The 23,694-nt window shown below is 74.0% G+C and carries 23 protein-coding genes; 12 read left to right on the top strand and 11 right to left on the bottom strand.

The genetic code is table 11. The features are described 5' to 3' along the window. Genes WFK95_RS06255 through WFK95_RS06230 form a run of 6 tightly spaced genes read right to left on the bottom strand, consistent with a single transcriptional unit; the run spans window position 1 to window position 10,691 of the window. Complete coding sequence (locus WFK95_RS06255) at window positions 1–879, bottom strand: hypothetical protein (RefSeq protein WP_336670188.1); 879 nt, start codon at window positions 877–879, stop codon at window positions 1–3. Next, complete coding sequence (recD, locus tag WFK95_RS06250) at window positions 876–2,693, bottom strand: exodeoxyribonuclease V subunit alpha (protein ID WP_336670187.1); 1,818 nt, start codon at window positions 2,691–2,693, stop codon at window positions 876–878. Before recD ends, WFK95_RS06255 begins: the two co-directional genes overlap by 4 nt. Further along, on the bottom strand, window positions 2,690–6,043 hold the full coding sequence (locus tag WFK95_RS06245) for a UvrD-helicase domain-containing protein (protein ID WP_336670186.1): 3,354 nt from the start codon (window positions 6,041–6,043) through the stop codon (window positions 2,690–2,692). Before WFK95_RS06245 ends, recD begins: the two co-directional genes overlap by 4 nt. Beyond that, a complete protein-coding gene (gene recC, locus WFK95_RS06240; RefSeq protein ID WP_336670185.1) occupies window positions 6,043–9,396 on the bottom strand; it encodes an exodeoxyribonuclease V subunit gamma in 3,354 nt (1,117 codons plus the stop codon). Before recC ends, WFK95_RS06245 begins: the two co-directional genes overlap by 1 nt. A 31-nt stretch (window positions 9,397–9,427) precedes the next feature. Further along, window positions 9,428–10,234, bottom strand: a complete 807-nt coding sequence (locus WFK95_RS06235; protein WP_224650786.1) for an HAD family hydrolase — start codon at window positions 10,232–10,234, stop codon at window positions 9,428–9,430. A 25-nt stretch (window positions 10,235–10,259) separates the two neighbouring features. Continuing rightward, window positions 10,260–10,691, bottom strand: a complete 432-nt coding sequence (locus WFK95_RS06230; RefSeq protein WP_224650788.1) for a type II toxin-antitoxin system Rv0910 family toxin — start codon at window positions 10,689–10,691, stop codon at window positions 10,260–10,262. An 80-nt stretch (window positions 10,692–10,771) separates the two neighbouring features. Here WFK95_RS06230 and WFK95_RS06225 point away from each other — a divergent pair, with 80 nt between their 5' ends. Both WFK95_RS06225 and WFK95_RS06220 read left to right on the top strand, forming a co-directional pair. Beyond that, window positions 10,772–11,620: a DMT family transporter gene (locus tag WFK95_RS06225; RefSeq protein WP_224650790.1), complete on the top strand. Its 849-nt coding sequence runs from the start codon at window positions 10,772–10,774 to the stop codon at window positions 11,618–11,620. 19 nt (window positions 11,621–11,639) lie between these two features. Beyond that, on the top strand, window positions 11,640–12,152 hold the full coding sequence (locus WFK95_RS06220) for a DUF1990 family protein (protein WP_224650793.1): 513 nt from the start codon (window positions 11,640–11,642) through the stop codon (window positions 12,150–12,152). Here the strand turns inward: WFK95_RS06220 and WFK95_RS06215 are convergent. Next, the gene (locus WFK95_RS06215) at window positions 12,149–12,583 is read right to left on the bottom strand and encodes an acyl-CoA thioesterase (protein WP_224650795.1); all 435 of its coding nucleotides are present in this window, start codon (window positions 12,581–12,583) and stop codon (window positions 12,149–12,151) included. The genes WFK95_RS06220 and WFK95_RS06215 overlap by 4 nt on opposite strands. Window positions 12,584–12,632: 49 nt before the next feature. On the opposite strand from WFK95_RS06215, the gene modA reads away from it, so the two are divergent. The 3 genes from modA to WFK95_RS06200 are packed head-to-tail and all read left to right on the top strand — an operon-like array spanning window position 12,633 to window position 15,207. Then, window positions 12,633–13,415, top strand: coding sequence for a molybdate ABC transporter substrate-binding protein (gene modA, locus WFK95_RS06210; protein ID WP_224650797.1), 783 nt, complete (start codon window positions 12,633–12,635; stop codon window positions 13,413–13,415). Window positions 13,416–13,438: 23 nt separating this feature from the next. Further along, a complete protein-coding gene (locus WFK95_RS06205; protein ID WP_224650800.1) occupies window positions 13,439–14,212 on the top strand; it encodes an ABC transporter permease in 774 nt (257 codons plus the stop codon). Further along, window positions 14,209–15,207, top strand: coding sequence for a sulfate/molybdate ABC transporter ATP-binding protein (locus WFK95_RS06200; RefSeq protein WP_224650857.1), 999 nt, complete (start codon window positions 14,209–14,211; stop codon window positions 15,205–15,207). Before WFK95_RS06205 ends, WFK95_RS06200 begins: the two co-directional genes overlap by 4 nt. Here WFK95_RS06200 and WFK95_RS06195 read toward each other — a convergent pair. Together WFK95_RS06195 and WFK95_RS06190 are read right to left on the bottom strand one after the other, a co-directional pair. Then, a complete protein-coding gene (locus WFK95_RS06195; RefSeq protein ID WP_224650803.1) occupies window positions 15,176–15,904 on the bottom strand; it encodes a PadR family transcriptional regulator in 729 nt (242 codons plus the stop codon). The genes WFK95_RS06200 and WFK95_RS06195 overlap by 32 nt on opposite strands. 147 nt (window positions 15,905–16,051) lie before the next feature. Beyond that, window positions 16,052–16,924, bottom strand: a complete 873-nt coding sequence (locus WFK95_RS06190) for a hypothetical protein (RefSeq protein ID WP_224650805.1) — start codon at window positions 16,922–16,924, stop codon at window positions 16,052–16,054. 92 nt (window positions 16,925–17,016) lie between these two features. Here WFK95_RS06190 and WFK95_RS06185 point away from each other — a divergent pair, with 92 nt between their 5' ends. Further along, window positions 17,017–17,535: a GNAT family N-acetyltransferase gene (locus WFK95_RS06185; RefSeq protein WP_336670184.1), complete on the top strand. Its 519-nt coding sequence runs from the start codon at window positions 17,017–17,019 to the stop codon at window positions 17,533–17,535. Here WFK95_RS06185 and WFK95_RS06180 read toward each other — a convergent pair. Further along, on the bottom strand, window positions 17,435–18,454 hold the full coding sequence (locus WFK95_RS06180) for an EamA family transporter (RefSeq protein WP_224650809.1): 1,020 nt from the start codon (window positions 18,452–18,454) through the stop codon (window positions 17,435–17,437). The genes WFK95_RS06185 and WFK95_RS06180 overlap by 101 nt on opposite strands. Window positions 18,455–18,538: 84 nt before the next feature. On the opposite strand from WFK95_RS06180, the gene WFK95_RS06175 reads away from it, so the two are divergent. Beyond that, complete coding sequence (locus tag WFK95_RS06175; protein WP_224650811.1) at window positions 18,539–19,108, top strand: CGNR zinc finger domain-containing protein; 570 nt, start codon at window positions 18,539–18,541, stop codon at window positions 19,106–19,108. 71 nt (window positions 19,109–19,179) lie between these two features. Then, window positions 19,180–20,631, top strand: coding sequence for an NAD(P)/FAD-dependent oxidoreductase (locus WFK95_RS06170; RefSeq protein ID WP_224650814.1), 1,452 nt, complete (start codon window positions 19,180–19,182; stop codon window positions 20,629–20,631). Between the two features lie 75 nt (window positions 20,632–20,706). Here the strand turns inward: WFK95_RS06170 and WFK95_RS06165 are convergent, their stop codons facing one another. After that, entirely contained in the window at window positions 20,707–21,132 is a 426-nt protein-coding gene (locus tag WFK95_RS06165) for a PaaI family thioesterase (RefSeq protein WP_224650816.1), read from the bottom strand. A 112-nt stretch (window positions 21,133–21,244) separates the two neighbouring features. Here WFK95_RS06165 and WFK95_RS06160 point away from each other — a divergent pair, with 112 nt between their 5' ends. The 4 genes from WFK95_RS06160 to WFK95_RS06145 all read left to right on the top strand — a co-directional run bounded on the left by WFK95_RS06160 (window position 21,245) and on the right by WFK95_RS06145 (window position 23,666). After that, complete coding sequence (locus WFK95_RS06160) at window positions 21,245–21,478, top strand: PspC domain-containing protein (protein ID WP_224650819.1); 234 nt, start codon at window positions 21,245–21,247, stop codon at window positions 21,476–21,478. Window positions 21,479–21,765: 287 nt separating this feature from the next. Beyond that, entirely contained in the window at window positions 21,766–22,152 is a 387-nt protein-coding gene (locus WFK95_RS06155; protein WP_224650832.1) for a BlaI/MecI/CopY family transcriptional regulator, read from the top strand. 21 nt (window positions 22,153–22,173) lie between these two features. Beyond that, on the top strand, window positions 22,174–23,115 hold the full coding sequence (locus WFK95_RS06150) for a M56 family metallopeptidase (protein ID WP_224650835.1): 942 nt from the start codon (window positions 22,174–22,176) through the stop codon (window positions 23,113–23,115). A 47-nt stretch (window positions 23,116–23,162) separates the two neighbouring features. Further along, entirely contained in the window at window positions 23,163–23,666 is a 504-nt protein-coding gene (locus WFK95_RS06145) for an NINE protein (RefSeq protein ID WP_224650837.1), read from the top strand. The last annotated feature ends 28 nt before the right edge of the window (window positions 23,667–23,694 follow it).

The following is a 23,694-nucleotide window of genomic DNA, read 5'->3' as shown; positions in this document are numbered from 1 at the left end:
TCACAGCGCCGCGGCGAGGTCCTCGCGGAGCGCGTCCAGGGCGGGTGTGGCGCGCGGGGTCATCGCGCGCCAGGCGTCGAGGATGCGCAGGCTCTGGTCGGCGTGCCGGACGAAGTGGTTGCCCGCGAACTTCGGGAAGTCGAAGGGCACGGTCCGGCAGAGCTGCCGCAGCACCGCGCGGACCACGATCGGCGGCGGGGCGGGCGCCGGCAGCCCGACGTCGACGCGCATCGCCTCTGCCATCGCCCGGCCCGGCCGCTTCAGCCGTCGCAGGAACGTGGGCCAGTCGCCGCCGACGATCGCCAGCTCCGCGGCGTAGGGCACCATCGCCGCGCCGACGGCCGCGGCAGCCCGGGCCGGCGTGCGGCCGATCACCTTCGGGTACTCCGCGGCGAGGCGGCGCGGCAGGCCCGGCGAGCCCTCCACCGCGACCGCCGCGAAGGCGGGCGCGAGCGGCGGCACCCAGAACTCGGCGCGGGTCTCGGTGCCGCGGGCGGTCGCGAAGGACAGCAGGCCCGGGGCGAGGGTCGCGATGCCGGCGCCCGGGAACATCCGCTCCGCGACCGCGGCGTCGCCGATCACGGGGCTGGTCACGCCGACCGTCTCGGGCCGGGCCGCGGCCAGCGTGGTGGCGACGCCGTCGTCGAGCACGCCGGGGGCGGACGTGAGGATCAGAAGGTCGACGGTGCCGGGTTCCACGTCCGCGTACCGCACCACCGGCACGTGCGCCACCACGCCGCGCGGATCGACGGCGGTGAGGAGGACGTCGGCGCGACGCGACGCGGCCCGCACGTCGGCGCCGGTCCCCGCCAGCAGCGCGCCGGCCGCAGCAGACACCGCCCCGGCCCCCTGGATCAGGACGCGCCTGCGCTCGGTCATACCCCAGCGTCTCCCCGGAGGCCGCTCGCCCGCAACACCTGCCGCTCGACGCCGGCCCGCAGCGCCTCCTCGCCGCCGACCAGCCGGACGCGCTGCCGCGCGCGGGTGATCGCGGTGTACAGCAGCTCGCGGGTGAGCAGCCGGGAGTCGGCGGGCGGGACCACGACGGACACCGCCTCGTACTGGCTGCCCTGGCTGCGGTGGATCGTCATCGCGTAGACGGTGCGCACCGCGACCAGCTGGTTCGGGTACAGCAGCGCGACGTCGCCGCCGCGGGCGAAGGCGGCGCGCAGGTCCGCCGGGTCGCCGTCGTGCGCGATGACCACGCCGACGTCGCCGTTGTAGACCTTGGTGTCGTAGTCGTTCGCGGTCACCAGCAGGGGCTGCCCGGCGTACCAGCCGGAGCCGCCGCCGCGGACGCCCGCCCACTCCTCGGCGAGCTGCGCCCAGCGGGTGACGCCCGACGGCCCCTCCGAGTGTGCGCACAACACGCGGTGCAGCTGGACCCCGGTGGCGGCCTCGGCGGCGTGCCCGCGCTGCGCGGCGCCGACGGTGACCGCGCTCGCCCGTTCCACGTCGGCGCGCAGGCCCGCGAGGTCGTCCGGCTCGCACCACTCGATGGCGCCGTCGCCGCCGGCGCGGGCCAGCTCGACGACGCGGTCCGCGTCGCCGCGGCGCACCGCGTCGGCCAGATCGCCGAGCGCACCGGTGAACCGGCGGCCGCGCCGCAGCCGCACCACGCCGCGGCGCGCGTCGGCGAGCTCCGCGTCGTCGATGCCGGCCTCCTCGCCGCCGGGCCGCCCGGTCTCGTCGGCGAGGAGCGCCTCGAGCTCCGGCGACGGTGCCGTCGTCACCCCGCGCGCGACCAGGTCGCCCAGGACCGCGCCCGCGTCGACCGACGCGAGCTGATCCGGGTCGCCGACCAGGATGAGCCGCGCGTCCGGCCGCAGCGCCTCGAGCAGCCGGCACATGATGGTCAGCGAGACCATGGAGGTCTCGTCGACCACCACCACGTCGTAGGGCAGGTGGTTGGTCGCGTCGTGCCGGAACCGGCTCGCGTTGCCCGGCTTGAAACCGAGCATGCGGTGGATCGTCTGCGCCGGGATCTCCCGCGGCAGACCCAGCGTCGCCCCCTGCGCGCGGACCTCGCCCGCGAGCTGCGCCGCCGCGCGCCCGGTGGGCGCGGCGAGGCCGACCCGCAGGTCCGGGCCGTGCTGGTCGAAGAGGAGCGCGAGGATCCGGGCCACCGTGTACGTCTTGCCGGTGCCGGGGCCGCCGGCGAGCACCGTCGTCTGGCCGAGCACCGACGCCGCGGCCGCGAGCCGCTGCCGGTCCGGGCCGGGCTCGGGGAACCGGGCCAGCAGGCCCTCGCGCAGCCGCGCGGCGTCCACGCCGGGCGCGGCGCCGGCGCGGGCGTCGAGGATCGCGCGGACCGTCTCCTCCTGCCGGTGGTACCGGTCGAGGTAGAGCAGCTCGTCGCCGACGAGCCGCAGCGGGCGCAGTGGCCCCGACGCGGCGCCGACCACGAGCGGGCTGCGCCGTAGACCGTCGAGCACGGCGGCGTCCTCGGGCCAGGGCAGGGCGGCCACGTCGACCTCGCGCTCGCCGTCGACCGCGACGTCCCGCAGGCGGGACAGCTCGAGGCAGACCGAGCCGAGCCGCACCGCGCGGGTGGCGAGCGCGGCGGCGAGCAGCACGGCCTCGTCGGACTCGCCGCCGAGGCGGCCCAGGGTGGCGGCGACGTGCACGTCGGCGGGGCCGAGGACCCCGGCCTCGGCGAAGGTCTCCAGCAGCGTCGGCTCCGTCGTGGTCATCGCCCGCCCCCTGCCAGCGCATCCGACACCGCGACGACGAGTGCCGCCGGCGGGTGCCACTCGAAGACGCCCGCGCCGGGCGGGCTGTCGGGGCCGATCATGGCGCGCACGAAGTGGTACTGGACCACGCCGAGGTGCGTGGCCGGCGAATAGCCGGGCACGCGCCAGGACAGGAAGCGGTGCAGCGCCACCGAGTAGAGCAGGGCCTGCAGCACGTAGTGCGACGAGATCATCTCCCGCGCCATCGCCTCAGCGGTGTAGTCGGCCGTCGTCAGGTCGCCGCGCGCGAGCCGGTTGGTCTTGTAGTCGACCACGGTGAACCGCGGGCCCTCCGGCGTCGCGACGCGGAGCACCGAGTCGATGCTGCCGGTGAGGTAGCCGCGCAGCGCCGCGCCGGGCACCTCGCGCAGCCGCTCCGCGTACGGGGCCAGCGGATCCCCGGCGGGGAGATGACGCTCGAGCAAGTCGGCGATCGTCGACAGGGTGGCCGCGGCACCGTCGTCCGCGCCCAGGGGGATCTCGAAGTCCAGCTCGGCGAGGTGATCCGCCGGCGCGACCTCGGCGAGGGTCAGGTGCGCGAGGTCGCCGGTGCCGAGCGGGGTGTGCAGCACCGCGACCAGCGCGGCGGCCACCTCCGCGGGATCGTCCGGGGTGGCGCCGAACTCGGCCGCCTCGCGGCACCGGGCCAGCACCTCGGCCGCGAGATCCGGCGCTCCCGTGTCGACGTGCTCGAGGATCTCGTGCACGAGCGTGCCGAACACCGCGCCGCCCGACAGCCCGTTCATCAAGGACGACGGTGCGCCGCCCGCCTCGGCGGGCGCGTCCATCGGCTCCTCGGTCGGCTCGTCGTCGGTGACCGGCTCCTCCGGCTCGCTGCCGGTGTCGGGCGCCGCCTCGGCCGGGCCGTGGGCCGCGTCGGCGACGAGCGCCGAGTAGCTGGTGCGGCGCCAGGTGGGGTCGATGCGGCGCGCGGCGCGGCCCAGTTCGAGCGCCGGGTAGGCCCGGTCCTCGGGCCGCCAGGGCTCCGGCTTCGGCGCGGCGAGGTCGACCGCCTCGATCGACACCGCTGCGGCGACGGGCGCGGCCCACTCGCGCAGCCTCGGGCCCACGTCGGGGTCGCGCGGGATCGGCGCCTGATCGGCGGGGATCCGGCCGCCGCCCACGTCGGCGGAGAACAGCAGCCGGTGCAGCGGCGAGCTGCGGGTGGTGGTGCCGGGCGCCCACCACAGCACCAGCCGGGACTGCGCGCGCGTGGCGCCGACGTAGAACAGGCGCAGCTCCTCGCCCGCGGCCTCCTTCTGCGAGACGGCGTACCGCTCGGCGTAGCCGGGCGCGTACTCCCCGCCCACGTCGATGAGGCGCTCGCCCTTCTCGTCGTGGAAGACGAAGGTCTTCTTGCCGCCGAAGGAGCCGTCGTCCCAGCCGAAGGGCAGGTACACCACCGGGAACTGCAGACCCTTGCTCGCGTGCACGGTCATCAGCTGGACCGCGGCGGTGTCGGTGGCCAGCCGGCGCGCGGGGTCGGCGGTGCCGCCCAGGCCCGGGTCGGCGATGCGGTCGGCGAGCCATCGGGTGGCGGCGCCGAGGCCGAGGCCCAGCGTCACGGTGGCGTGCTGGACCAGTTCGGCGACGTGGCGCAGGTCCGTGAGCATCCGCTCGCCGCCGACGCGGCCGAGGAGCCGCTCGTCGAAGCGGGAGCGGGTGGCGAGGGCGTCGAACATCGCCGCGAAGCCGGAGCGGGCGAAGACGCCCGCGAGGGTCCGCAGCCGGCCGCTGATCGCGGAGACGAGCTCGTCGCCGCGCTCGTCGAGGTCGCGGGCGGTGAACTCGAACAGCGGCGTGAGCGCGGCGAGTCGAGCGCGGTCGCTGCGGCCGGGGTTCTCCAGCGCCTGCAGGACGCGGAGCCAGTCGACGGCGGCGGCCGTGGTGAAGACGCTGGCACCGCCCGCGGCGACGGCCGGCACACCGTAGTCCTGCAGCAGCGACTGCAACTCGGCGACGTGGGCGTTCTTCCGCACCAGCACCGCGACGTCGCCGGGCCGGAGCGCGCGGCTCTCGCCGGGCGCCGTCTCCAGCTGCTCCCCCGCCGTGAGGGTGCGGGTGATGTCGGCGGCGGCGTCGCGGAGCACGGCCGGCCGCACGTTCCGCACATAGGGAGTACCCGACTGGGTCTTGGGGCCGAGGCCGTTCGACCCGAGGTGACGCAGCCGCAGCGGCGCTCCGCCGGCGAGCCGGGAGGTGCGGCGGTGCGCCTCGACGGAGCCGGCCACGATGAGCGGATCCCCCAGCGCGACATCGCCGTACAGGTGCTGCAGCGCGTCGACGAGGGGTGCGTCGGAGCGGTGGTTGACGGTGAGCGCCTGGTGCCGGTCCGCGGTGGTGGCGGCGCTGAGGTAGCTGTAGACCTCCGCGCCGCGGAAGGCGTAGATGGCCTGCTTCGGGTCGCCCACCAGCACCAGCGTGCTCGTGCGGTGGAAGGCGGCGTGCAGGATGTCCCACTGCACGGGGTCGGTGTCCTGGAACTCGTCCACGAGGACCACCGAGTAGAGCGCCTGCAGCCGGGCGCAGGCCCGGTGCCCGTGCACGCGGTCCGTGAGGGCGTCGCGCAGCAGGCCCTGCAGGTCGTCGTAGTCGCGCAGGCGCCCCATCCGCTTGCGGCGATCCACCTCGCGGCGCACGATCCGCGCGTAGTCGACGCGCATCCCCGTCTCCGATCCGGGTTCGGCGTCGGCGGGCGTGATGTCGGCGCGCGGGTTGGCGACGACGGTGCGGGCGTAGATCAGGGCGTCCGCCAGGGAGAAAGGCGCGCGCTCGCGGCCGGCGAACATGCCGAGGTAGACGTCCTCCGCCACCTCCTGCACCAGATCGTCGACGTCCTCGACGAAGACCGCGCCCGGCTCGAGGTCGCCCGCGAGGCCCAGCGCGTCGAGCATGCGCTGGCAGAAGCCGTGGGTGGTGGTGATGGTGGCGGCGTCGAAATCGGAGAGTGCGGTGACCAGGCGGCGGTGCCGGGCGGTGATCTCGGCCGGGGCGCCGGTGGCGAGGTGGCGGATCAGCTCGTCCTCGGACCCCGACGCGGCGTCGGGGTCGCGCAGGGCCAGCTCGACGGACAGCAGCCGGGCGCGGGCGCGCTCGCGCAGCTCCTGGGTGGCGGCCCGGGAGAACGTGATGAGCAGCATCTCGCCCAGCTCCGCGACGCCCTCCGCGACGTACCGCGCCAGCAGCCCGACGATGGCGTAGGTCTTGCCGGTGCCTGCGCTGGCCTCGAGCACCGTGGTGGTGGGCCCGGCGGGCAGGGGGCCGGTGAGCTCGAAGGGGACCGCGCCCAGCACGGGTTCGCGCGAGCTCATCAGATCATCTCCTCACACGCGAGGATCGGTACCCACAGCCGGGCGGCCAGAGTGCCGAACCGGCTGCGCTCGAAGGAGAAGCCCGTCTCGCCGTCGTGCGGCGGGCCCTGCGCATCCGCGAAGGCGTTCTCCCCCAGAGCGAACCGGATCGACCGGTCCGCCTGATCACCGAAGGTGTCGTCGAAGGCGCGCAGCGCCGCCTCGGTCGCGGCGGCCTGGTCGTCACCGTTCTGCCGCCGCTCGGCGTACACCGCGGACGCGGCGGGGAACAGCGGTAGCGGCTCGCGCAGCCCGCGGTCCCGCAGGTCGACCAGCGAGCGCAGCACCGCCGCGGGATCCGGCGGTACCTGCAGCCGCGAGGTCAGCACCCCGCGGAACCTGGCCCGGCCGATCGCGACGGCGGAGGCATCGTCGTGGCCCGCTCCGGCCAGCGCGAGCAGCGCGATCCACGCCGCCACCCGGTGCTTCGGCGCGAGCCGGGAGAACGAGGCGCGCACCACCCCGTCGGGTCGCACGGCCGGCACCGAGCCGACGAGCCTGCGCCCGTCCCCGACGTCGACCGCCACGTCGACGGTGGTCGCGGCGCCGGTCATGAGCGGCCCCGCGACGCGGGCCAGCTCGGCGACGGTGGCGCCGATGTCGCCCAGCACAGCCGAGCCGAGGGCGAAGGGCGGGAGGGTGCCGCGGCGCACCTCGGCGGCGGCGAACTTCTCCGGCGGCACGCCGGCCAGGGCGGACGCCAGCATCCGCTCCCCGATGTCCCACTTCTGCAGGCCGTCGGGGGCGATGGTCAGCGTCTCCGCGAGCTCCTCGTCGGCGTCGGGGACCGTGAACCCGAGGCGCTGCCGCAGGAAGGCCTTGACGGGGTGCTCGCAGAACCGCACCAGGGCGTCGAGGTCGACGTCCTCCACGGCGGAGGCGAGGAGCGGCGCGGCCAGGAAGGGCTCCGGGGCGGCGGGCGTCGCCAGCGCGGCGACGGCGCCCGCGTACGCCGCGGGATCGAAGGAGAAGGGCTCGCCCCGGCCGAACGCCGCCGGGTCGAAGTTGACGGGGTCGAAGGGCTGCAACGGATGCCGGAACTCCAGCCCGGCGGCCGCCGGGTCCGCGAGCAGGGCCTGCGCCGCGTCGCGCAGCTCCGAGGCGGGGACCGCGGGCGGGCGGCGGGTGCCCTTGACCGGGTCCGCGCCGGTGTAGAAGACGAGCAGCCGGTCCGTCGCGCTGGTCACCGCGTCGAGGAAGAGCTCGCGGTCCTCGGCGCGGGGGTCGCGCTCGCCGACGCAGGGCGTGCGGCCCAGCACGTCGTCGCCCGAGTAGCGGGTGGAGCGCGGGAAGACCTCGTCGTCCAGCCCGAGTAGCACGACGACCCGGTGCGGCACCGACCGCATCGGCACCAGGGTGCACACCGTGAGTTCGCCGGTGCGGAAGTTCGCGCGGGTCGGCTTGGCCGAGAGCCGCGAGGCGAGCATCGCCCGGACCTCGGTGAGCGTGAGGTCGCGGTCGGCACCGTCGCGCAGAGCGGCGGTGAGCTCGCGGCCCGCCTGCGTGACCTGCCAGGAATCGGCGGCGGGCACGGCACCCACCTCGCCGAGGAGTCGTTGCAGCGATTCCGCCCACGCGCGGGCGGACCGCCGGCCGCGGCTGTCGGCGCTCGCGCGGGTGAGCACGCCCTGGAACTCGGCGAACCGGCCGACGAGGTCGATGTCGGTGGAGTCCACGTCGTCGAGCGGCAGCCCGAGGCCCAGCCACTCGCCCTCGGACTCGTCCGCGACGACGCCCAGGACGATGCGGTCGAGGGCCGTGGCGAGGGTGTTCTGCGGGAAGCCGCCGAGGCCGTAGCGCTCGCGTCCCGCGGCGTCGAGGCCCCACCGGGCGCCCGACGGGCCCGCCCAGGCGCGCAGCCGCTCGATATCGGAGTCGCCGAAGCGGTAGCGCCGGCGCACCGGTTCGGTGGCGGCGAGGTCGAGGACCTGCGCCACGGTGGCGCGGCCGTCGGCGATCTCCAGGACGGTGACCAGCGCGTCGAGCAGCGGATTGGTGAACCGGAGCGCGCGGTCCGCGAGCCGCACCCGCAGTCGCTGCGCGGGATGCACCTGCTCCCCGTCGATCCGGCCCGCTCGCTCCGCTCCCGGCGCCGTGGCGGCATCGCCCGCGGCACCGGTCACGGCCTGGCCGAACGCGGAGCGGATCAGCGGCGCGTAGGTCTCGATGTCGGGGCAGGTGACCAATACGTCCCGGGGCTGCAGCGTGGGATCGTCCTCGAACAGCCGCACCAGCCGCTCGCGCAGCACCTCGATCATGCGGGCGGGGCCGTGGCACGCGTGGAACTCCAGCGAGCCGTCGGGCACGTGATCGCCGGCCAGGGGCGCGTCGTCGGCGACGGAGGCCTGCAGGGCGCCCAGCAGGGTGGCGGGGCGCGCGGGCGCGGGGTGGTGCAGATCGGCGTCCGTGAGGGGCGCGACGCGCTGCTGCAGCTCCCGGGCCTCGCGCCCGAGCGACGCGAGGAGCGGGTTCGCCGCCGCGGCGCCCGCGGTGCGCGGCACCGGCGCGGGCACCGGGCCGGCGGCGGGCGCACCGTCGGACGACGCGGACCAGAGGGCCGGGCTGGGGTGCGGGAGCCATAGGTGCACCTCGCGCCCCGCGGCGAGGGCGCCGAGGACCGCGACCTGGTCCGACGGGAGCCGGGTGGGTCCGTACACCGAGAGCCGGCCGGGCAGGCCGACGAGGCCGGGCTCGCTCCGCAGCCGGGCGCACGCCTCCTCGAGGCGCTCCGCGGGGCTGGGCACGCCCGCCAGCGCCCGCACGCGACGGAAGAGCTCGGCCTGCCAGGCCAGGTCCTCGGGCAGCTCTGCGCCGAGGCCGTCGGTGTCGTTGCCCGCCGCCCAGGCGGCCAGCATGCCGGGGCGGTTCGCGCCGTACGAGCGGAGCAGGCCGGCCAGCAGTTCGGCCGTGGGGTACCGGCGGCGCGGCCGGTGACCTGGCTGGTCCGCCCAGCCGCCCCCCGCCACGACGCCCAGGTGCCGGGCCAGCACGGCGCCCTCGGGTTCGAACGCCATCGCGTCGACCGCGGCGAGCACCAGCCACACGAGCCGCTCGCCGCGCCACGGGTCCTGGTCCGGGGCGATGCCCGAGGCGGCGCCCACCGCGTCCGCGACGAGCGCTGCGGGCGTGGGGAAGTCGATGTTCGCCGCGATGCCCAGCCGGGAGGCGAGGCCCTGGATGATCCACCGCTCGACCCCGCGGGCGGGGACCGCGATCAGGTCCGGGACGAAGGGATCGGCGCCGGGCACCGCGAGCACCTCGGCGAGCGCGTCCAGCAGGACGTCGCCGCGTTCGGATCGGTGCACGGTGAGCATGGGGGCAGTTGTAACACGGGCCACCGACAGGTCAGACCGCCCGGGTGAGGGCCGCCGGGAGTTCGGCGAGCGAGCGGATCGTCGGCGGCTCCCCGCCGGTGCCCCGGCCGGACCGGTCGAGCCACAGTGCCCGCAGCCCCGCGTCGCGCGCGGCGACCACGTCGTTCGCGTAGTTGTCGCCGACCGCGACGCACGCCTCGGGGGCGGCCCCGGCCAGTTCGCAGGCGTGCAGGAAGACGCTGGGGTCCGGCTTGCCGATCCCGAGGGTGTCGGTGGTGACCACCCGCTCGAACCGATCCGAGACGCCCAGTACCTGGAGCTTCATCCGGGTCGCCGGCGACGACGAGTTGGTGAGCAGGACGACCGCGATCCCCCACCGCTCGGCGGCCGCCACGGCCGGCATCGCGTCGGAGAACAGATGCTGCGCCGCGGCGAAGGCCGGGTCGAAGCCGCTGCAGAAGCGGCGGTACCGACGCGCCTCCCAGAGCAGCCCGGACCGCTCCGCGGCGACGGCGATGCGGGCCTTGCGCATCTCGTGGAAGCGCAGCTCCCCCGCGGTGTACCGGCCGAAGACGCCCTCGGGATCGGTCAGGAAGAGCTCCGCGAAGCGCTCGCGCACCGTGGCGTTCGACGTCGGCCACACCTCGAGCGCTGCCGCCCGGGCGGCGGTGCGCAGGGCGGCGTCGGTGTCGACGAGCGTGTCGTCGATGTCGAGGATCAGGCCGTCACAGGGCCGCGGACCGTCGAACCCGGCGTGCTGCCGCAGCCGGGCGACCGTGTCCGCACCCCAGCTCAGGCCGCCGCGGACCGCGGCGCCGACCAGATCCGTGAGTTCCACGCGCCCGCCCTCCCCGTGTGCGCCGCTACTTCGCGTACGTCCGCTGGAAGGTCGCGAGCGATTCCGCGATGTCGCCCTTGAGCGCTCGCGCCACCGTCGCGCCGATCGGGCCGAACAGCGGGGCCCCGCCCAGATCGGCGCGCAGCGAGATCGTCGAGCCGCTGCCCTTGGGCGCGATCGCCACGGTGAGCTTGTACTTCGTGCCGGCGACGCCCTTGCCGTCGAGCACCAGGGTGCGCGGCGGGTCGTACGACGTGATGACCCAGTCGACCCGATTGCGGAAGTTCTTCACCTTCACCACGCACGCGATCTTCGCGCCCTTCGCCAGCTCGGGCAGGGGGCCGCGCCAGCCGTCGTGCAGGGTCAGCCACTGCGGCAGCGTCTCCAGGTCGGCCGCCTTCGCCCAGGCCTCGTCCGGGGGGAGCGCCACCTCAACGGTGCTCTCGACCTTCGCCACGTCAGTCCTCCTTCGCGGGTTGCTGCTGTCGAACTTAGCGTGCGCTGCGTCGGCCGCTCGCGCGAGCGTAGATTTCACGCGTGTCCGCCACCTCGGCCTCGGTCGTCCTCGCCCTCGTCGCCGCCTTCCTGTTCGCCTGCGGTTCCGCCGCGCAGCAAGCGGAGGCCGCCACCGTCGACGAGGGCGGCTCGCTCATCGCGGAGCTCGTCCGCCGGCCGCGCTGGTGGCTCGGTCTGCTCGGCGACCTCGGCGGATACGCCTTCCAGGCGTGGGCCCTGGCGCTCGGCCCGGTGCTCGTCGTGCAGCCGCTCATCGTGGCGGCCCTGCTGTTCGCGCTGCCCGTCTCGGCGCTGCTCAACCACACGCGGGTCACCGCGCGCGAGTGGACCTATGCGGCGGTGCTCGCGATCGCGCTGGCGGTCTTCCTCGTCGCGGGCCGCCCCACCGACGGCGTCCCCGACGCCCCGGGCGCCACCTGGCTCCCCGCCCTCGTGGCCGTGGGCGCCGTCGCGGCGGTCGCGACCGGGTTCGGGCTCGTGCGGTCGCTGCCCGGCCCGGTGCGCGCGATGTCCTTCGGCGTCGCCTCGGGCGTCCTGTTCGGGGTGGCGACGGTGCTGACCAAGCCGGTGCTCACCTCGTACGAGCACGCCGACTTCCTCGCGAACAGCCTGCGGCTGCTCACGGATTGGCGCCTGTACGTCCTCGTCCTGAGCGGGCTCGGCGCGATGTACCTGCAGCAGCGGGCGTTCCAACCCGCGCCGATCTCCGCCTCGCTGCCGGCGATCACCCTGGCCGAGCCGGTGTGCGCCGCGGCGCTCGGCGCCGTCGTGCTCGGCGAGACCGTCACGATGAGCGGCTGGCACGGCGTCGCGGTCGTCGCCTCGGGCCTGGTCGGCGCCGCCGCGGCGGCCCGCCTCGCCCGACGGTGACGGCGTACCGTCGGGCGGTATGACGGACCTCGCGGCACTGGTGGACGCGCCCTTCACCTACCCGGAGGTGGGCGCGACCCGCGGCACCCCGCCCGGCGACGCCCACGCGGTTCGCGCCGAGCGGGTCGTGGGCCGCGGCCGGGAGGACTTCGCCACCGTGCGGGACGCGATCCTCGCGTACGGCATGCAGCGCGGGGCGGGCATGCGGGTCCGGGCGAGCACACCGACCGCCGAGGTCGGCACCGTCATGGTGATGTCGACGCCGCTGTTCGGCCCGATCCGGATCCCGTGCCGCGTGGTCTACGTGCTCGACGAGTCCGACCGGGCCGGTTTCGCCTACGGCACCCTGCCGGGGCACCCGGAGAGCGGCGAGGAGCTCTTCTCCGTGGAGATCCGTCCCGACGGGGCCGTCGTGGCGGTCGTGGCCGCGTTCTCCCGCCCGGGACGCTGGTACTCCCGCCTGGGCGGCCCGGTCGCCCGCGCGCTGCAGGCCGTGATGACGCGGCGCTACCTCGCCGCGATGGTCCGCTAGACGGAGACGCGGCGCCGGCGGAAGGGCACCGGATCGCCGACCAGCCCGGCGAGTTCGGTGCGCAGGACGGCGGGCAGCGGCGCCGGGCGACCGGCCTCGTCGACGACGACCATGGAGGTCTCGGCGATCGCGGCGACGGCACCGTCGGAGGCGATGACCTCGTAGCCGAGGTCGAAGCCGGAGCGGCCGATCCGCGTGACGTGCAGGACGATCCGCACCGGCTCGGGCGAGTACAGCAGCGGCGCGAGGTAGTCGATCTCGTGGTGGGCGACGAACATCGTCACCTTCGCCTCGCGCGGCTGCGGGACGTTGTCGGTCAGGAATCGGATGCGGGCCTCTTCCAGCAGCCGCATCATCGCGACGTTGTTGATGTGCTGGAGGGCGTCCATGTCGGCCCACCGCATCGGGACCGCCACCTCGTGAGTTGCCATGGGGATAGTCTCGACCATCGGAAGCCGACCACCGCCACCGGGAGTTGCCATGCGCGCCGCACGTGTCCTGACCGCCGCCGTCCTCGCGGCGAGCCTCGCCGCCTGCTCGACGTCGAACACGCCGGAGGGCGCGACGTCCTCGTCGGCGGCCGCGGGCTCCGGCACCGTCATCGTCTACGCCGCCGCGAGCCTGCAGGCGACCTTCGAGAAGCTGGGCACCTCGTTCTCCGCCGCCAACCCCGGCACGACGGTGAAGTTCTCCTTCGGCGGGTCCTCGGGCCTGCTCACCCAGTTGCAGCAGGGCGCCCCCGCCGACGTCTTCGCGACCGCCGACACGCCCACGATGGACAAGGCCGAGGCCGCCTCGCTGGTCACCGACCCGCAGCCCTTCGCCACCAACGTGCTCACCATCACCACCGCGCCCGGCAACCCGAAGGGCATCGGCACGCTCGCCGACCTGGCGAAGCCGGGCGTCTCCGTCGTCGTGTGCGCGCAGCCCGTGCCCTGCGGCACCGCGACCGCGAAGGTCACCAAGGCCGCCGGCGTGACCCTCACGCCCGTCAGCGAGGAGGACTCGGTCTCGAGCGTGCTTGCCAAGGTCCGGCACGGGCAGGCCGACGCGGGGCTCGTCTACCGCACGGACGTCAAGGGCACGAAGGGCGCCGTCGCGTCGGTCGACTTCCCCGAGGCCGACGGTGCGGTCAACGTCTATCCCATCGCCCCGCTGACCGGCGCGAAGAACGCCGACGGCGCGAAGCGGTTCGTCGACTTCGTCCGCGGGACCGAGGGCCGGGCCGCGCTCGCGGACGCCGGATTCGGGGCACCCAACTGACCCCGCCCGCCCGCTCCACGCCCGTGACCGGGTATCCGCGCTGGATCGTGGTACCCGCCGCACTGGGCGCGGCCTTCGTGCTGATCCCGCTCGTCGCGATCGTGGCGAAGGTGGACTGGCCCCGGTTCGGCGAGCTGGTCACCTCCGAGGACTCCCGCACGGCCCTGGTGCTCTCGCTGGAGACCTCCCTCGCCGCGACGGTGGTCTGCATCCTGGTGGGCGTCCCGCTCGGGGTGATCCTCGCGCGCAGTCGTTCCCGGTTCGTGGGCGTGCTCCGCCCGCTGGTGCTGCTGCCGCTGGTGCTGCCGCCGGTGGTGGGCGGCATCGCGCTCCTCTACGCCTTCGGCCGGCGCGGCCTGGTGGGCCAGTACGGCGGGGTCGGCGGGCACATCGCGTTCACGACGACGGCCGTGGTCCTCGCCCAGGCCTTCGTCGCGCTGCCCTTCCTGGTGCTGGCGGTGGAGGGCGCGCTGCGCACGCTGGGAACGGATTTCGAGCACACGGCGGCGACGCTGGGCGCGCCCCCGTCGGTCGTGCTGCGGCGCATCACTTTGCCGCTGGTGCTGCCGTCGATCGCCTCGGGCGTGGTGCTGACCTTCGCGCGGGCGCTCGGCGAGTTCGGCGCGACGCTCACCTTCGCGGGCTCGCTCGCCGGGACCACCCGCACGCTCCCGCTGGAGATCTACCTGCGCAACGAGACCGATCCCCAAGCGGCGGTGGCGCTGTCGCTGGTCCTGCTCGCGGCGGCCGCGGTGATCGTCTCGGGCGTCTACGGGGTGCGGGCGTGGCGCCGATGACAGGGGATCCGACGGCCCCGGGCCTGGAGGTCGACATCAGCGTCGTGGACCGCGGCGTCGACGCGGTCTTCGCGGTGCCCGAGGGGCGGACCCTGGCGCTGCTCGGCCCCAACGGCACCGGCAAGTCGACGGTGGCGGGCGCCGTCGCGGGCCTGGTCCGGCCCGATGCGGGGCGGATCGTCGTCGCCGGCGAGACCGTCGCGCACGGCAGCACCTGGGTGCCGGCGCACCGTCGACGGGTCGCGCTGCTCGGCCAGGCGGCGCGGCTGTTCCCGCACCTGCGGGTGCGCGCGAACGTGGCCTTCGCGCCCCGGAGCGCGGGGGCGGACCGTCGGGCCGCGGCGGCCGCGGCCGACCACTGGCTCGAGGCCGTGGGCGCCGACCACCTCGCAGACCGGCGCCCGGACGAACTGAGCGGCGGGCAGGCGCAGCGCGTCGCGCTCGCCCGGGCCCTCGCCGCCGAACCGAAGGTGCTGCTCCTCGACGAGCCGCTCTCGGCGCTCGACGTCTCGGCGCGGGCGGAGGTGCGCTCGCTCCTGCGCGCCCTGCTGCGAGACCGGACGTGCGTCCTGATCACGCACGACGCCGCCGACGTGGTGGCGCTCGCCGACGAGGCAGCCGTCCTCGAGGACGGGCGGGTCGCCGATCACCGCCCCGCGGCCGAACTGCTGCTCTCCCCCGCAACGCACTTCGCCGCCCGGCTGGCGGGGATGAACCTGCTGCCGGACGGCGAAGGGGTGCGGGTCTTCCCGCCGGACGCGGTGCGCGTCGACGGGCCCGACGGTGCCGGGATGGCCGGCACCGTGGTCGAGGTGACGGTGGCGGGCGGGCACTGCCGCGTGACCGCCACCGTCGAGGACGGGACCGCGCTGGTCGCGGAGCTCCCGGCGGAGCGCTACCGGGATCTGCATCCCGGCGACGCGGTGCGCCTGCTCCCCGATCCGGCGCGGGCGCGCCGGGCGGCTACTGCTCGTCCGGCTCCGCGGCGTCGGTAGCCGCACCGTCGGCGGCCGGGTCACCGGCGGCCGGGGGCGTGCGGTCCACGCCGGCGAGCAGCAGGTAGACCTGCTTGATCGCGTCGCCGAGGATGGTGTCGACGGCGGCGGTCTGCTCGGCGTTGCCGGTGCGGGCCACCCGGCGGGTGACCTCGTGCAGCTCGCGCAGCGTGTCGCGGAGGTGTCCGCGCTCGGCCGAGCCGCCGTCGAACCCGGCGAAGGGATCGGGCGCGTCGGCGAGGGTGGTCTCGATGTACTCGCGACCCGCGTCGGTGAGCGTGGCGACCTTGCGGCCGTTCTCCCGCTCGATGGTGATCAGCCCCTCGTCCTCGAGCTGGCTGAGCGTGGGGTAGATGGCGCCGGGGCTGGGCTTCCACGCCCCGGCCGTGCGCTCCTCGATCGAGGAGACGAGCTGGTAGCCGTGCATGGGCTCGGCCTCCAGCAGCTTGAGGACCGCGATCCGGACGTCGCCGCGCTGGACGCCGCGGCGTCCGCCACGGCCACCGCGGTGGCCGCCGCGGCCATGGCCGCCGGGACCTCCCGGACCGAAGGGGCCCGGGCCGCCGGGGCCGAAGCCGGGCCCACCCGGGAAACCGCCCTGGCGGAACCGGCCGTCGAAGCGGCCCTCGAACCGGTCGTCGCAGTTGCGGGCGCCACGGCCCTCGAAACGCTGATCATCGTGAGTGTGCCTACGCATGGTGGCACTCCTTTCGGTAGGGGGCCGCATGTTCCGCGACCCGATGCGTTCACGATATATCGTGATGCATTCTTTGACAACCCCCTGCGACGACGAAGTCCCCGCCCGGATCTCCGGACGGGGACTTCATTCAGCTGTTCGGGCTGGTCAGGCCTTCTCGGCGGCCACCCGCGCGAGGACGGCCTGGGCGAACTTCTCCGCGCCGCCGTCGAGCCGCTCCAGGTGCAGATCGGGCTGGACGACCTGGACCTCGAGGATGACCGGCGCGCCCTCGGGGGTGCGGACGATGTCGATGCGCACGTACAGCGGCGGGTTCGCCGGGTCGATCGGCTTCAGTGCGGCCTCCGCGACGGCGCGCTCGGCGTCGGTGGGCTCCGCGTCGACGACGACCTCGGCCGGGCGGCCGTCCGCGGGCTCTGCGTTGACCTCGGCGGCCAGGTCGCGCCCGAAGGCATGGCTGTATTCGCCGCCGATGTACACCAGCGAGACGCCGCCGGCCTCGACCGAGTAGGGGAACACCATGACGCTACTGCCCGAGGCCTTGATCTCCTCGAGCTTGGCGCGGCTCGCATCGCTGTCCTCGGGGCCGAAGCGGAAGGACTCCGCGAGGCCGCCGCTGATCGACGGGCGCACGACGTGATCGGTGCCGAGGTAGTCGTGGTCGAGCGTGGCGTCGTGCACCGTGATGAACTGGGTCGGCACGATCGGGATGCCCTCGGACTCGTAGTCCCGCAGGTAGCGCTTGTCGGCGTACCACCGGACCAGGGGCTCGGGGTTGAGTACGAGCGACTGGGCGGCGGCACGCCAGGCCCAGCCGAGGAAGTCGTCGTAGCGCTGCGCGTAGTCCCAGGCGCCGGCGATCACGACCGCGTCGAACTGCTCCCAGTCGACGGCGGAATCGGACCACACGGCGGCCTCGGCCTCGTGGCCGGCGGCGCGCAGGGCGGCGAGGATCTCCTGGCCGCGGTCGTCGGTGTCCGGCTGCGCCGCGGAGGTGGCAAGAGCGATTCGGTACGTCACGCCGGACAGTATGGCAGCCAACGGCGGCCCGCCGTCGCGACACCCGCGCGAACTGCCCCGTACACCGGCGCCGAGACGATACGCTGGGCCTCGTGAGGGGAGATTTGCACGTGCACATCGAAACGGCGCGCCTGCACCTCTCCCCTGCCACCGGCACCTCCGGCGACGCCGACGGCCGGTTCCACATCGTCGATCGGCACAGTCGCCGCACTCTCGGCCGGATCGCGCTGCGCGCCTCCCGGCACAGTCGAGCCCGGGGACTGGAGCTGAGCTACGCGGTCGCGGACGCCCACCGTCGACGGGGATTCTGCGCCGAGGCGGCGCACGCGCTCGTGGGCCACGCCCTCGAGCACGGCCTCACGGGGCGCGTCTACGCCTCCACCGCCTGGTCGAACCTGGCCTCGCGCCGGGTGCTCGCGGGCCTCGGGATGCAGCAGCTCGACATAGCGATGCTCGACTGGGAGTCGCTGCAGGGCGAGGTGGATCTCGGCGACGAGGCCGAGGCCGACCTCACGCCGTACGCGCGGGTGGAGTACGAGCTCCATCGCGCGGACTGGCTGGCGCGTCTCGCCGCGGACCGTCCGGCGTTCCGCTCCGCTCGCCCCGCTTGACCGCGATCACGCCCGCGACGATCGCGACCGCGCCCACGATCTGCAGCGGCGTGAGCGCCTCACCCAGCATCAACCAGGCCACGACGCCCGAGGCGATGACCTCGGAGAAGCCCAGGAACGACGCCAGCGTGGGGCCGATCATGTTGATGGCGAGGATGCCCGCGACGTACGCCAGCCCGGTGGCGACCGCGCCGATCACGACGGCAGGAACCCACCACGGCGTGGTGCCGAGGCCGCCGAGGACCACCGGCGCGGTCGAGATGCGCACGGGCGTCAGGCCCGCGAGCGAGGTCAGCGACAGCACCACCGCGCCCACGAGCAGGCCGCCGACGGCGAGCGCCAGCTGGTCGACCGCGGGCTTCGCGCCCTCGATGCTCGCGACGTCGATGTCGTCCGCCCGGGTGCCGTCCTCGGCGAGCAGGAAGTACGCCGCGAGGCCGACCAGCGAGACGAACGCCCACGCCAGGCCGATGGGGGTGACCACCGCGCCGCCGGAGGCCGCGCCGACGACCGCGACCAGTCCCGCGACGGCGAGCGCCGCACCGAGGACGGTGCGCACCGACGGGCGCCGGCCGAACCGGGCCCACAGGTACACCAGCACCAGGAGCGGCGCCGAGAACTCGATCAGCAGCGCGACGGTGACCGACATGTGCGCGATGGCGTTGAAGTACGCGAGCTGCACGCCGATCACGGCGAGCAGGCCGTACGCCAACACCGTGAACGGCGCGTGCCGCAGCGTCGCGAGCCTGGCCCGCCCGACGATCAGCATCGGGATCAGCGTGACGATCGCCGCGATCCAGATGCGCACCAGCACGACGCCGGCCGGACTCCATCCCGCGGCGAGCAGCGGCTTGCCGAACGGGCCGGACATCGCGAAGGCGAACCCCGACAGTAGTGCGATTGCGATACCCCGACCCATGCGTCACCTCCGTGTCTGCGCGATCCGTAAGGAGTCAATTGAAGTACACTCATGACAGTAGCGGCCCCAGCCGTAAGGAGTCAAATGAAATTCGCACATGACACGGAGCCATCCCTACTCATGGCGGCCGACCTGGTGAACACCGCGTACGGCGACGAGGAACGGCTCGGCACCGTCGAGTCGCTGAAGGAGTACCTGCACCGGCACGAGTTCACCGGGTGGAGCAGCGCGCAGGCGCGCGACGTCGCGCCGATCCACGCTCTGCGCGCCGAGCTGACGCGGGCCTTCACGGCCGGGCACCCCGACGCCGTCGCCGGGATCGTCAACGAGATGCTCGCGGCGACACCGCAGCAGCCCCGGCTGACCCGGCACGGCAGCTGGGACTGGCACCTGCACTTCACGGACGACGACGCACCGATCCCCGTGCGCGTCCGCGTGGAATGCGCGATGGCCCTCGTCGACCTCGTCCGCAGCGGCAACGTCGACCGGCTCAAGACCTGCGCGGCCGACGACTGTGACCGAGTTCTCGTGGACCTGTCGAAGAACCGCTCGCGCCGCTTCTGCACCGAGGGGAACTGCGGCAATCGGACGCACGTCGCCGCCTATCGGGAGCGTCGCGCGACGAGTTCGGGCGTGCGACGCGACGGGAGTTGAGCGGCGGACTACGGTAGGACTGCACACGCCGGGGATCCCGGCTTCGACGTACATCAGGAGCGACGAGAGTTATGAGCGACGCAGCGCACCGCCACAAGGTGGTCGTCATCGGATCGGGGTTCGGCGGCCTCTTCGGCACGCGCGCCCTCAAGCGCACGGACGTCGACGTGACGATGATCGCGAAGACGACCCATCACCTGTTCCAGCCGCTGCTCTACCAAGTCGCGACGGGCATCCTCTCCGAGGGCGAGATCGCGCCCGCGACCCGCATGATCCTGCGCAAGCAGCGCAACGCCGAGGTCCTGCTGGGCGAGGTCAGCGACATCGACCTCGAGAACCGCACGGTCACGAGCCAGCTGCTCGAGCGCACGACGGTCACGCCCTTCGACAGCCTCATCGTCGCGGCCGGCGCCGACCAGTCGTACTTCGGCAACGACCAGTTCGCCGAGTTCGCGCCCGGCATGAAGACCATCGACGACGCCCTCGAGCTGCGCGGCCGCATCCTCGGCGCCTTCGAGCAGGCCGAGCTCTCGCACGACCACGAGGAGCGCATGCGGCTGCTCACGTTCGTCGTGATCGGCGCCGGCCCCACGGGCGTCGAGCTCGCCGGGCAGATCGCCGAGATGTCGGACAACACGCTCAAGGGCGCGTTCCGAAACATCGACCCCACCGAGGCGCGCGTGATCCTCCTCGACGCCGCCCCGGCGGTGCTCCCGCCGATGGGCGAGAAGCTGGGCACCATGGCCGCGAAGCGGCTGGAGAAGATGGGCGTCGAGATCCAGCTCAACGCGATGGTCGTCGACGTCGACGCCGACGGCCTCGTCGTCAAGGAGAAGGACGGCACCGAGCGGCGCATCGAGGCGCAGTGCAAGGTGTGGTCCGCGGGCGTCGCCGCCAGCAAGCTCGGCAAGATCCTCGCCGACCAGTCCGGCGCCGAGACCGACCGCGCGGGCCGGGTCCGGGTGCTGCCCGACCTCACCATCCCGGGCAACCCGAACGTCTTCGTCGTCGGCGACATGATGCTGGTCGACGGTGTCCCGGGCATGGCGCAGGGCGCCATCCAGGGCGCGACGTACGCCGCGAAGGCGATCAAGGCCGGCCTCGAGGGCCAGTCCCCCGCCGACCGCAAGCCCTTCAAGTACTTCGACAAGGGCTCCATGGCCACCGTCTCGCGCGCCAGCGCCGTGGCGAAGGTCGGCAAGCTCGAGTTCGGCGGCTTCCTCGCCTGGCTCGGCTGGCTCGCGCTGCACCTCTGGTACATCGTGGGCTACCAGAACCGCGTCATCACGCTGACATCGTGGGCGATCACCTTCCTCACCAACAAGCGCGGCCAGATGACCATCACCGAGCAGCAGGTCTACGCGCGCACGGCGCTCGACGCGCTGCAGAACGGCGCGAAGCCCGCCATCCCGCCGGTGCACACCAGCTCGCCGACGAAGGCGCTGCCGAAGTCGGCGCCCAAGGCGGACGTGCCGGTCGCGGCCCCGGGCGCACCGGCGAACGAGGCCGAGAAGGCCGGCTGACACCGGCCCCGCACGAACGCGACGAGCGCGTCACCCACGTCGGGGTGGCGCGCTCGTCGCGTTCCGGGAGGGCCGTCAGGCGTCGATGTTCTGCAGCCGCACCTGGCCGCGCGCGACGGCCTTGCCGTCCTCGGAGTCGATCTCCACGAGCCACAGCTGCTGGCGGCGGCCGCGGTGGATCGGCGTGGAGCGGATCGAGAGGACGCCGCTGGAGAGCGCGCGCAGGAAGTCGGTGTTGTTGTTCACGCCCACCACGTGCCCGGCGCCACCGAGCCACACCACGCCGGAGACGCTGGCGACCGACTCGACGATGGCGCAGTAGACGCCGCCGTGGGTGATGCCGAAGGGCTGGTGCAGTTCGGGCCGCAGGGTGAGCGTCGCCTGCACGCCGTCGGCGGTGACGGCGGTGTACTCGAGGCCGAGGATCTTGTCGAATCCGGCGGTACCGCCGGCGATGATCCCGTCGATGACCTGCTGCTGTCCGGGTGTCGGTTGCGTCATGGATCCACCCTAGAACCGGGCATCGCCGACGCCGCTCCCGGGCCGGAAGATCGGGGCTCGGGTCGGGGTAGACCCCGATGCGGGCGGCGCCGCCGCCCGGCACTGTGGAGTCATGACCGAGAACGATCCCTTCGCCCCCAATCCCTACTTCCCTCCGGCGCCGCCGCAGAAGCGGTTCGCCCGCGACGTCCAGAACAACTGGATCGGCGGCGTGTGCGCCGGCATCGCTCGCTACTTCGGCATCGACGCGACCCTGGTCCGCGTGCTCTTCGTGGTGTCGTGCCTGTTGCCCGGCCCGCAGTTCCTGCTGTACCTGCTGCTCTGGCTCGTGATGCCCAAGGATTGATCCGCGCTCGGCGGCGAGGGGCACGTCCGCGTCGGAGACTTCACGACGCGGGGAAAGAAGTCGGCGGGTCCGGGGGCTCAGCCATCCCCCGGACCCGCCGTGGCACAGACCGGCGGATTACTGCAGCCCTCAGTTCGCGTCACGGTCCGATGTGGTTTCGGTGTCGCTCTCGGCGACGAGACCTACTCTAGGGCAGGCTCCCCTAACTAAGCAAGCCCTAATGAGTGTGGCGTGGATTACGACAGGCCGTCGTAGCGATGCGGGCCATGCCGAGTAGAATCGGAGCAATGGCGGCATTGGGAGATCTCGAACGCGCGGTCATGGACCATCTCTGGGCGTCCACTGAACCGCAGACCGTGCGACAGGTGCACGAGTCGCTCGCCGCTGACCGCGAACTCGCGTACACGACGGTGATGACTGTGCTGCAGCGTCTCGCGAAGAAGAAGCTGGTGAGCCAGATCCGCACGGACCGGGCCCATCGCTACGCCGCGAGCTTCGGCCGCGAGGAGCTCGTCGCCGACCTGATGTTCGACGCGCTGAACCAGGCCGAGAGCTCGCGGGAGGCCGCGCTCGTGCACTTCGTCGAGCGCGTGGGTGCCGACGAGGCGCAGGCGCTGCGCCGCGCGCTCGCCAAGCTCGAGGCCGGCGACGCCGGTCGTCGCGCCGAGCCCTGATCAACCAGTAGGCTCGTCCTCATGGCGGCCTTCATCTTCGGAGCGCTGGCCCTGCTGCTCGCGGGGCCGGTGCCCGCGTGGCTCTCCCGCGCCTCCTGGCCGCTGCGCGCCCCGCGCGCCGCGCTCGTGCTGTGGCAGGCGATCGCCCTCGCCGCGGTGCTCTCCGCCTTCAGCGCCGGTCTGGTGATCGCCAGCCGCCTGCTGGTCCCCGGCGCCGACGGCCGGCCCACCACCAACCCGATCGACGAGATCCGCCAGCTCGGCCTCATCCCGTGGATCGTCGCAGTGGTCGCCTTCGCGCTCACCCTGCTGATCGGCGCCCGGCTCATCACCTCCACCGTCCGGCTCGCGATCCGCACCCGCCGGCGCCGCGCCCGGCACCGCACCGTCGTCGACATCCTGTCCCAGGCGGTCGACGGTGACCACCCCGTCTCCGCCGCCGACCTGCGCGTCCTCGGCGTCGACCAGCCGCTGGCCTACTGCCTGCCCGGGCTGCGGCACCGCGTCGTGCTGAGCGTCGGCACGATCAACCAGCTCAGCCACGAGGAGCTCACCGCCGTCATCGCGCACGAGCGGGCGCACCTGCGGTCCCGGCACGACCTGGTGCTCGAGGCCTTCACCGCCGTCAACCACGCCTTCCCCAAGGTCGTCCGCTCGTCCGCCGCACTCGACTCGGTGAAGTTGCTCGTCGAGCTGCTCGCCGACGACGAGGCCGTCGCCGCCGCCGGGCCGCTCCCCCTCGCCAACGCCCTGGTCACCTGCGCGCAGAGCCCGGCCCCGCGGGGCGCCCTCGCGGTCGGCGCGACCGGCACCGTCGTCCGGGTCGAGCGGCTGACGATGCCCCCGGCAAGCAACCTGTTCAGCGCCTCGGTCTACCTGCTCGCGGGCCTGATCCTGGTGGTGCCCACGGTCGCCGTCGCGGTGCCCTGGCTCACTGAGCTCTCCCGGCTGATCCTGCACTGATTCCGCGCCGGTACGCTGGGCGCCTCAGGGGAGACGAGGAGACCACCATGACCGATCCGAAGCAGCCGTACGGCCAGCAGTACAACCCGTACGCCCAGCAGGGCTACGACCCGCAGCCGTCCTACGACCCGTACGCCCAGCAGCAGCCGTACGGCATCGCGCCGTACCAGGGAGGTTACGGCCAGCCGGGCTATCCGCAGGCCGGATACCCGCAGCCCGGGTACGCCATGGGAGGCGGCTACGGCGTGGACCCGGCGACGGGCCTCCCGCTCTCCGACAAGTCGAAGGTCGTGGCGGGACTCCTGCAACTGTTCCTCGGGGGCTTCGGCGTCGGCCGGTTCTACCTGGGGTACGGCGTGATCGGCGGCCTCCAGCTGGGCATCCACGTCATCGGCTGGTTCTTCTTCTTCCTGGGCTTCCTCACCTTCGGCATCGGCATGCTCATCGCGATGCTGTTCTGGATGGCCGGGGGCATCTGGGCGCTGATCGACGCGATCATGATGCTCACCGGCAGCGTCCGTGACGCGCAGGGGCGCGTCCTCCTGTCGTAGCCATCGATGCTCTGGAATCGCCGCGGGT

The organism is Tsukamurella sp. USMM236 (assembly GCF_037148755.1).
In the GTDB taxonomy this organism is placed as follows: domain Bacteria; phylum Actinomycetota; class Actinomycetes; order Mycobacteriales; family Mycobacteriaceae; genus Tsukamurella.
This window is presented reverse-complemented; position numbering and strand designations above follow the sequence as displayed.